The organism is Arthrobacter sp. 1088 (assembly GCF_031455315.1).
GTDB lineage: Bacteria > Actinomycetota > Actinomycetes > Actinomycetales > Micrococcaceae > Arthrobacter.
On sequence record NZ_JAVDSM010000007.1, the window covers coordinates 287,143 to 296,185 of the forward strand.

Below are 9,043 nucleotides of genomic sequence, written 5' to 3' on the forward strand. Positions count from 1 at the left end.
GGCTGCGGAGTCGTACCATTAGTTCTAGTCATAGTGACTTTAACTAAGGTTCCAGTGCGTGGAGGACGATCTCCAGGCGGCGACAAAGCGAGGTGAACGCCGTGAATCCGATATCAGCCAACGTTGCTGAACGCCGCCTGGCGCCGCCGTCGTTGGCCATTTCGACGGTGATTTTCGCCCTCCGTCCCAGCGAAAAGTCCGGCCGTCCCACGCTGTGGCTTCCGCTGGTCCGTAGGATCCGCGAGCCCTACAAGGACATGTGGGCGCTGCCGGGCGGTCCTTTGGCGCACGACGAGTCCCTTCAGGACGCGGCATCGCGCAACCTCCGGGAGACAACGGGCCTGGCGCCGCAATATCTTGAGCAGCTCTACGCTTTCGGCGGCCTGCACCGATCACCCAGCCAGCGGGTCGTCTCGATCGTCTACTGGGCCCTGGTCCAGCCGACCGAAGCCGCCCTCGCGGACGAATCGGAAAACGTGCGGTGGTTCCGGGCAGACAGGCTCGGCGAACTCGCCTTCGACCACAACGCGATCGTGGACTACGCACTCTGGCGGCTCCGCAACAAAATGGCCTACGGTTCCATCGCCTACCACCTGCTGGGAGAGTTCTTCACGCTCGCGCAGGTCCGCGAAGTCTACGAGGCCGTCCTGGACCGTCAACTGGACCCGGCGAACTTTCGCCGGCACATCAAAGCCACACCGGAAATTGAAGAAACCGGTGAATACCTGCAAGGCGGAAAACACCGTCCGCCACGCCTCTACCGCTTCACCGGCACGCCCGGCCTCGGGCCAGATAACAGGAGTACACCATGAGCAGCGTCAACACTGCCGTCCAGCTGATCACGCGGGAGGAAGCCGAGAAGGGGCTTTCCGCCGCCGGATCCACCTGCAGCCCGGCCCTGGCCAAAGGCCCCTGGGAGTATGACCTTGCCGAGGCACTTGCCGGTGCCCCCGCCTACGGACCAGGAGCCTCCAGCAGCGACGTCGCTCCCAAGGAAACGCCGCGCCAGGGACAGCTTCCGGACGAGTACAAACGGGCAACGGATGCCGAACTGGATGCCCGGATCCGCGCTGCCAAAAAGACGCTCGGGGACCGCGCCGTGATCCTGGGCCACTTCTACCAGCGTGACGAAGTGATCCAGTACGCCGACTTCGTGGGTGACTCTTTCCAGCTGGCCAACGCTGCGCTGACAAAGCCCGACGCCGAAGCCATCATCTTCTGCGGCGTCCACTTCATGGCAGAGACTGCTGACATCCTGTCCACGCCGGAACAGGCCGTCATCCTGCCGAACCTCGCGGCTGGCTGCTCCATGGCGGACATGGCTGATGAGGACTCGGTAGAGGAATGCTGGGAACAGCTCGAAGAAATCTTCGGCACGGACACTGATGCCCAGGGCCGCGTTCCGGTCATCCCCGTCACCTACATGAACTCCTCCGCTGCGCTGAAGGCCTTCTGTGGCCGCAACGGCGGAATTGTCTGCACGTCCTCCAACGCCAAGGTTGTCCTGGAATGGGCCTTCGAACGTGGGCAGCGCGTCCTGTTCTTCCCCGACCAGCACCTGGGCCGCAACACGGCAAAGGCCCTCGGCGTCCCGCTCGAGCAGATGCCCATGTGGAACCCGCGCAAGGAACTGGGTGGCAACGACGAACAGACGCTGCTGGACGCCCGCGTGATCCTCTGGCACGGCTTCTGCTCGGTCCACAAGCGCTTCAACGTAGGCCAGATCGAGAAGGCCCGCGTCGATTTCCCCGGCGTGAACGTAATCGTGCACCCCGAGTGCCCCATGGAGGTCGTGGACGCCGCGGACTCCGCAGGTTCCACCGACTTCATCAAGAAGGCCATCGCTGCCGCCACCGAACCCACGACGTTCGCCATCGGTACGGAAATCAACATGGTGAACCGGCTCGCTGCGGAAAACCCACAGCACACGATCTTCTGCCTGGACCCCGTGATCTGCCCCTGCTCCACCATGTACCGCATCCATCCCGGCTACCTCGCATGGGTGCTGGAGGAACTCGTCGAAGGACGCATCGTCAACCGCATCACCGTGGATGACGCCGTGCAGGAAAACGCCAAAATTGCGCTCGAGCGCATGCTGGCAGCCAAGCCTGCCTAACCCGCTACCCACACCGGTCTACCGGACGATCCGAATCGAGCCTCACATGACCTCAGGAAGCCTTGCTGAAGGGCGCACGCCCAAGCGGCTGATCGTCGTCGGAAGCGGCATCGCGGGGCTGTATTCAGCCTTGCTGGCCGCCGAAGCCGGAGTAGAAGTGGTGCTGCTGACCAAGGGTGCACTCGCGGACAGCAACACCTACTACGCCCAGGGCGGGATCTCCGCCGTGTTGGACGAGCCAGCTCCCGGTGACACGGTGGCTGCGCACATCGCCGACACCCTCAAGGCAGGGGCAGGCCACTGCAACGAAGAGGCGGTGCGGGTGTTGTGCACTGAGGCGCGGTTGGACATCGCGGGACTGGGACGGTTCGGCGTGCAGTTCGACCTCGACGACGACGGCGACCCCGCCTTGGGCCTCGAGGCCGCCCACTCAGCTCCGCGCATCCTGCACGCCGGCGGCGACGCAACCGGTGCCGGGGTGGCCGCAGCGCTGATCCGCGCCGTGCTGGATGCACAGGCGGCTGGACGGATCACGGTGATCGGACACGCGCAGGTCACCTCGCTTTCGCTGGATGGCGCCCGCGTTATGGGGTGCAGCTTCATCCACGACGGGCAAGAGCTCGGCCTCCAGGCAGACGCCGTACTCCTGGCCACCGGAGGAGCAGGCCAACTGTTTGCGCAGACCACAAACCCCTCCGTGGCCACCGCCGACGGCCTTGCGCTCGCATGGCGTGCCGGAGCCGCCGTTGCAGACCTTGAGTTCTTCCAGTTCCACCCAACATGCATGGTGATACCGGCCGAGGCCAGGGAGGCAGACGGGAACAACGAACCCCTGCTGATCTCCGAAGCAGTGCGGGGGGAAGGGGCCATCCTGGTCGATGCCGGTGGACACCGGTTCATGCCCGGCTATCACCCTGATGCAGAACTCGCGCCCAGGGACGTCGTCTCCCGCAGCATCGCACTTCACCTGGCCCAACTCGGCGACCCCAACGGCCACGTGTTCCTCGACGCCACCGTGATCGAAGAACAGCGTGGCCAGGGCTTCCTGGCCAGGCGCTTCCCCACCCTCAGCAAGCGGACGCGCCAAGCTGGTGTCGACTGGACCCGGCAACTTGTCCCCGTAGCACCCGCGGCCCACTACTGGATGGGTGGTGTGGTGACCGACCTCTACGGCCGCACATCTGTGCCGGGCTTGCTCGCCGCGGGCGAGGTTGCCTGCACCGGAGTCCAAGGCGCCAACAGGCTGGCCAGTAACTCTTTGCTCGAAGGGCTCGTGTTCGGGCGGCGTGCTGTTGAAGCGTTCTTGGGGTCGACTAACGGAGTCCCTCTGCGTGCTAACTCGGCCGCGGGCGGCCTCGCTTTTACGCACGCTGCCGGGTCCCCGCCAGCCGACCAAGAAGACGCCGGCTCCCACGCGACAACGGCGCTGTCGGGGCCTCCGGCCTCGCCTGTCACTTCGGTTTTCGAAATGGATGCTATCCCGGTTCCTATTTCTTGGGAGTTTGAGTCTTTGCCGGGTCCGGGTGCTCGTGAGACGTCCTTTGGGCACGCGGGGGTGTTTTCGCGGCAGGCACTTCGCCGGCTGATGACTGCCAAGGCCGGCGTGCTGCGTACCGGTGGGTTGTTGGCAGAGGCCGCTGAAGTTTTGGGTTCCTGGGAGGGCGAAGTTGTTCCCCTGGAGGTGCCTGATTCCCTTGATCCCCGGGAGCATGAGGACTCCAACCTGCTCCTGGCGGCACAGTTGCTCGTTCATGCGGCCCGGGAGCGGCGGGAGTCGCTGGGGGCGCACTACCGCAGTGACGGCGTCAAGGAACCAGCCGCCGTCGAGGATTTTGACAAGCGTTACACCATGAGCCGGAAAGCGAGCCTCGTCAATGACTGACCTGACCTCCATGACCAACCTGACCCTCCCCGCAGCACCTGTACGGGACATCCTGGAGCGGGCCTTCGCGGAGGACGCACCCAGCGGTGACATCACCTCGCAACTGCTGATCCCCGCCGGCGCGCGTGCCACGGCGGTCCTGAATGCCCGCGTCCCGGGCGTCTTCAGCGGTGGAACGGTCTTCCGCGACGCCATGAAGCTCGTTGACCCGGACACCGAGGTGGAATTGCTGCTCGCCGACGGCGAAGGGTTCGACGCCGGAACCCACCTCGCGCGGGTCACCGGCAGTGCACGCTCGGTACTGTTGGCAGAACGCGTCGGACTCAACCTGGTGCAGCGGATGAGCGCCATTGCCACCAAGACCGCAGAATTCGTCAGGTTGGTTGAAGGAACGCGCGCCCGGATCACGGACACCCGTAAAACCACGCCCGGTTTGCGTGTCCTGGAACGCTATGCCGTGCGCTGCGGCGGGGGAGCGAACCACCGCTACAGCCTCTCGGATGCCGTCCTGGCAAAGGACAACCACTTGGCTGTCATGACCGGCGGAGACTCCGCGAAACTGACTGAACTGCTCGCGGCCGCCAAAGCCCAGCTGGGACACACAACTCACTTTGAAGTTGAGGTTGACCGGGCAGACCAGATCGAACCCGTCCTGGCCGCGGGAGTGGACACCATCATGCTGGACAACTTTTCCATCGATGAACTCCGGGCAGGCGTCAAACAGGTAGACGGACGGGCAAACGTGGAAGCCAGCGGAAACGTCAACCTCAACACGGTGGCAGAGATCGCCGCGACAGGCGTGGATGTCATCTCGATCGGCGGGCTGACGCACAGTGTTTCGGCACTGGACCTCGGGCTGGACATTGAGCTGCGGACTGATGCAGAGCCGAAAGCAGTCTGACTTCCATGATCTTCCTGGACGCTGCAGCCACCACGCCGGTCCGGCGCGAAGTACTCGAAGCCATGTGGCCGTACCTCAGTGGCGGGTTTGGCAACCCATCCAGCCACCACAGCCTGGGTGAAGCGGCCGCCACTGCGCTCGCAGAGGCGAGGTCCGCCGTCGCGAAGGTGCTCAATTGCCGCGCGGGCGAGGTGACCTTCACCTCGGGCGGCACGGAGGCTGACAACCTGGCCGTCAAAGGGATCGCACTGGCCCGGCATGCGGCCGATCCCTCGCTGAAACGGGTAGTGATAAGCGCAATCGAGCATCCTGCAGTGGAGGAGTCCGCCCGCTACCTCGAACGCGTGCATGGCTTCACGGTGGACGTGGTGCCGGTGGACACGGACGGACTCGTCTCAGTGGACGCGCTCCGGGCCGTACTCCGGCCGGAGACAGCCTTGGTGAGCATCATGTATGCGAACAACGAGATCGGTACGGTCCAGCCCGTTGCGGACCTCGCTGCCGCAGCCCACGGGATGGGCATCCCCTTCCACACTGATGCCGTCCAAGCGGCCGGCTGGCTGAGCGTGGACGTCAAGGCCCTGGGCGTGGATGCGCTGAGCCTTTCCGGCCACAAGCTGGGCGCGCCCAAGGGATCCGGTGTCCTGTTCACGAAGGGTCGGATGCGCGTGGAGCCGTTGGTTCATGGGGGAGGCCAGGAGCGGGGAAAGAGATCCGGAACGGAGAATGTAGCCGGGGCCGTGGCATTGTCCACGGCACTGACGTTGAGCCTGCGCGAGCAGCCGGAGTTGGCGGCCCGGGTTTCGGAGCTGAGGGAGCGGTTCGTCGCGCAGGTCCTCCAAACCGTCCCGGGCGCCATACTGACAGGGCATCGAAGCCGGAGGCTGCCATCAATTGCATCGTTCTGCTTCCCTGGAACCAGCGGCGAATCAGTCCTGCTTGAGCTGGAACGCCTTGGCGTGGTCTGCTCCAGTGGTTCCGCCTGCGCGGCGGGATCGGACGCCCCGTCGCCGGTGCTCTTGGCGTTGGGCATGGTCCCGGAGGTAGCGCAAACAGCCGTGCGCTTCAGCTTCCCCTCAACTGTTACCGAAGCCGAACTCGAGCAAGCTGCCGGAGCCGTGGAAACCGCCGTCGGGCGTGTCCGGAACCTGGCAACACCGCAACCGGGCTAGTTACACGTGGCGGGCGCGGCGGAAAATCCAATGCCTCAAAAGGGTGAACCGGACGCCTGTGGCAACGAAGCCGGAAAGCGTCGTGGTCCAGAGTTCTTCGCTGACAGTAGCCTCGGGATGGACGAGATGCAGGATGCCCAGGCTCCCTCCAGTGATGACCAGGGCAATGCCTATGACGATCAACCCATGCATGTGGTCCTGGCCGCGTTTCCTGCTGCCGCTGATCTTGAAGGTCAGCCTGCGGTTGAGCGCTGTGTTCATGATCGAGGTCACGATCAACGCCACGGCGTTGGCGAGCTGGGGGTCAATCCAGGGACGCAGCAGCGCGTAGAGGGCAAGCGAACTTGCTGTGCAGAGAATTCCGACGCCGGTGAATCGAAGCAGTTGCCGCACCACGGGGTACTTGAGCAGGCCGCGATGCCTCTTCCTGGGGGGCTTTTGTAAGGGAGGCGGGCGCAGTTCGGTGGCGTCTGCGGCTGTCTCCATGAGGTTAAGCCTGACACACTATGCGGGCACACCCTCCCAGGAAGCGGTGGTGACGGGGTTGGCGAGCTCCCCAATTCCTTCCACCCGGCACACCACGGTGTCACCTGGCTGAATGCGCGCGCATTCGGCGGGGAAGCCAGTCAGGACCAGGTCGCCGGGGTGGAGGGTCATGAACGAGGTCAGATAGACCATGATCTCGTCCACTTTCCAGCCGAGGTCCGCCGAGCTTGCGGTTTTGAGCGCGGTGCCATTGTGGACGATCCCGATGGAAAGATCTGCGGCGTCGAGGTCGGTGACGATCCACGGACCTGCAGGCGTAAAGGTGTCCTGGCTCTTCGCGCTGATCCAGAGTTCGTCGGTCTTTTGGAGGTCGCGTGCGGAGACATCGTTCCCGATGGTGTAGCCGAGGATTGCCGACCCCGCCGTTTCCAGCGTCAGGCCTCGCGCTGTACGTCCGACGACGACCGTCAGTTCGGCTTCCGGGTCAACATGACCAACGTTCGAACTCAGCTGGATCGCTTCGCCGGGGCCGATCACGCTGGAGGCGGCCTTGTGAAATGCCTGTGGTTGAAGGTCCCTGCCAGCCTGCCCGGTGTTGTGGGCCATGCCAAAGACGTTGGCCGGCACTGAGGGTGCGAGGAAAGTGAAAGAACCCTCGTTCACCCCCGTCCCCGGTTCCCAACCGAGCCGCGTGGGGCTACTCGCGTTTGCCCGTGATGCCTCGAAGGGCGAATCGATAACAATCCAGTTCGTCCCCGCTTCGGATTCGAAGTCATGGGCGTCGTTGGCAACGAAGAATTGCTCGTTGGGATCCTGTGAATCCAAGGGGCGGACGCGGGCGATGCGACGGGGAAGGCGGAAAGTCATGATGACATCCTACGTCCTGCAATCTGCTGTGGCCCGCTTTACGCCCTAAGACCAGGCGCAGACGTGGCCCCACAACGGGTCAGGCAAGCTGCGCCGATCCGAAAGCGACGCTGAAACGGTCACACCAGAGCACCACCGATGACAGGCCTGAGACGTCCACCCCGGATGGGATGACGTAGTTCTGGTTGCCGTGCGTGGCCTTGATGGGGCCGAGGTCCACATACCGACCCGAGCGGTACTTGTACCAATCGCCTCCTGCTTCAAGGCTGCTAAGCCAGACCTTGACGTCCGGCCCGTCGCTGCTGGCAAGGTTTTCCAACCTCAGCACACGGGAGCCATCGGGCAGTTCCAGGAGCTGTGCAGTACCGGAAGTCTGATGCTCCTGGGATTGGAAATTGCCGAAGCCCAGCACCACAGGTTCCGTCTTGACTGCCGGCGTGGAGGCAGAGGTGTTGGGGGCAGGGGAGCCACTGCCCTGTGCGTCGGAAGTCAGTGCATCGGACGTCGGTGCATCGGACGTCGGTGCATTATTGGGAGACGCCGACGTTGATGAAGGAGGATTCCACGGCAGGGCCTCGTTCACGCTGCTGCTCGTAAACAGCCGCCAGGGCTGGAACAGCGCGGCCCCAACGACGACCAGGACCACGACCGCCACGCCCACCACGGTGGCAAGGACCCTGTGGCCACGGATCATCCGCCCAATTCTGTCCATGCTCCAAGGCTAGGCTTTTACGGTCCGGCCCACAGTTCCCACAACTTACGGTTCCGTGACGCTGACCCCGTCCTTCCCAGGCGCCGCAGTGTCGGTCCGCACCGCGGCTGGCTTCGGGAGGCGTTAGCCTTCTCCCAAATACAGTTCACCCACTGGTACCTCCGCTGCGAGCCGGTTGGCCGGTCCGGCAAGGGGGCACGCCCAGGCTTCGTTATAGGCGCAGGACGGGTTGTAGGCGAAGTTTAAGTCCACGATGAACTCCTGCCGTTCATCGATGCGGCGAACACCGTGGTAAGCGCCCTTCACGGTGTCCAAAAGGTATCTTCCGGCGCCGTAGCTTCCACCCTCTTTGCCGGCAGTAGCGTCGCGCAAAGGCACGAAGATGCCGCCCCCATAGCTTCGCAGCCGCCAAACAGCCAGGGACCCGAGCCCCGGCAACTCAAAGGTTCCAATCCTCACAAACGGAACTACGCCGTCGGTCCCTGTCTGAACATTCATTTCCTGTCCCGTTCCCTCCGGCGACAGCGGAACGTACATCCGGAAGGCGGGATCGTAGTCGGCCGTACGCAGCCCGGAGAAGGATGCTTTCATCTCCGCTGTCAGGGCGGATGCGGGATGGGTAGCAAACATCCGGTCCCGCTCCTGGCGCCAATAGTTGTGTGCATCGAACGGATCCGTAGCCGCCAGCTGCCGCACTTGGTCATAGAGGGCGAAGGTCCGAAGCCGCCAGTCCGCAACGTCAACGGCGGACATGGCGGGCATGTTGTCCTCGAATGCGTCGTGCTGATCGGGAGCCATGTCTTCAGCCTAGTTGTATTGACCTGAGAGGTTGGTGACGCGGCTGGCCGGTGTCTGACCCTTGAGGGCAGTGTGGGCTCGGTGGTGATTGTAGGCATGGAGCCACTCG

9 protein-coding genes are annotated in these 9,043 nt (G+C 63.9%); 5 read left to right on the top strand and 4 right to left on the bottom strand.

The annotated features are described in order from the left end of the window. Positions 1–92: 92 nt before the first annotated feature. Genes J2Y41_RS13555 through J2Y41_RS13575 form a run of 5 tightly spaced genes read left to right on the top strand, consistent with a single transcriptional unit; the run spans position 93 to position 6,071 of the window. Positions 93–812, top strand: a complete 720-nt coding sequence (locus tag J2Y41_RS13555; RefSeq protein WP_223933379.1) for an NrtR DNA-binding winged helix domain-containing protein — start codon at positions 93–95, stop codon at positions 810–812. Then, a complete protein-coding gene (gene nadA / locus J2Y41_RS13560) occupies positions 809–2,116 on the top strand; it encodes a quinolinate synthase NadA (protein WP_309929106.1) in 1,308 nt (435 codons plus the stop codon). Before J2Y41_RS13555 ends, nadA begins: the two co-directional genes overlap by 4 nt. Positions 2,117–2,162: 46 nt before the next feature. Further along, the gene (locus J2Y41_RS13565) at positions 2,163–3,998 is read left to right on the top strand and encodes an FAD-dependent oxidoreductase (RefSeq protein WP_309929108.1); all 1,836 of its coding nucleotides are present in this window, start codon (positions 2,163–2,165) and stop codon (positions 3,996–3,998) included. 10 nt (positions 3,999–4,008) lie between these two features. After that, the gene (nadC, locus tag J2Y41_RS13570; RefSeq protein WP_309929150.1) at positions 4,009–4,899 is read left to right on the top strand and encodes a carboxylating nicotinate-nucleotide diphosphorylase; all 891 of its coding nucleotides are present in this window, start codon (positions 4,009–4,011) and stop codon (positions 4,897–4,899) included. Positions 4,900–4,904: 5 nt separating this feature from the next. Then, a complete protein-coding gene (locus J2Y41_RS13575) occupies positions 4,905–6,071 on the top strand; it encodes a cysteine desulfurase family protein (RefSeq protein ID WP_309929111.1) in 1,167 nt (388 codons plus the stop codon). On the opposite strand, the gene J2Y41_RS13580 is transcribed toward J2Y41_RS13575, so the two are convergent. From J2Y41_RS13580 to J2Y41_RS13595, 4 genes are all read right to left on the bottom strand, one after another. Beyond that, the gene (locus J2Y41_RS13580; RefSeq protein ID WP_309929114.1) at positions 6,072–6,557 is read right to left on the bottom strand and encodes a GtrA family protein; all 486 of its coding nucleotides are present in this window, start codon (positions 6,555–6,557) and stop codon (positions 6,072–6,074) included. A gap of 18 nt (positions 6,558–6,575) precedes the next feature. Next, positions 6,576–7,424 carry a fumarylacetoacetate hydrolase family protein gene (locus tag J2Y41_RS13585; protein ID WP_309929117.1) on the bottom strand — a complete coding sequence of 283 codons (849 nt, stop codon included), beginning with the start codon at positions 7,422–7,424 and terminating at the stop codon, positions 6,576–6,578. A gap of 79 nt (positions 7,425–7,503) precedes the next feature. Then, complete coding sequence (locus J2Y41_RS13590; protein WP_309929120.1) at positions 7,504–8,136, bottom strand: DM13 domain-containing protein; 633 nt, start codon at positions 8,134–8,136, stop codon at positions 7,504–7,506. 123 nt (positions 8,137–8,259) lie between these two features. Further along, positions 8,260–8,934 carry a DUF1684 domain-containing protein gene (locus J2Y41_RS13595; RefSeq protein WP_224090863.1) on the bottom strand — a complete coding sequence of 225 codons (675 nt, stop codon included), beginning with the start codon at positions 8,932–8,934 and terminating at the stop codon, positions 8,260–8,262. Positions 8,935–9,043: the final 109 nt, after the last annotated feature.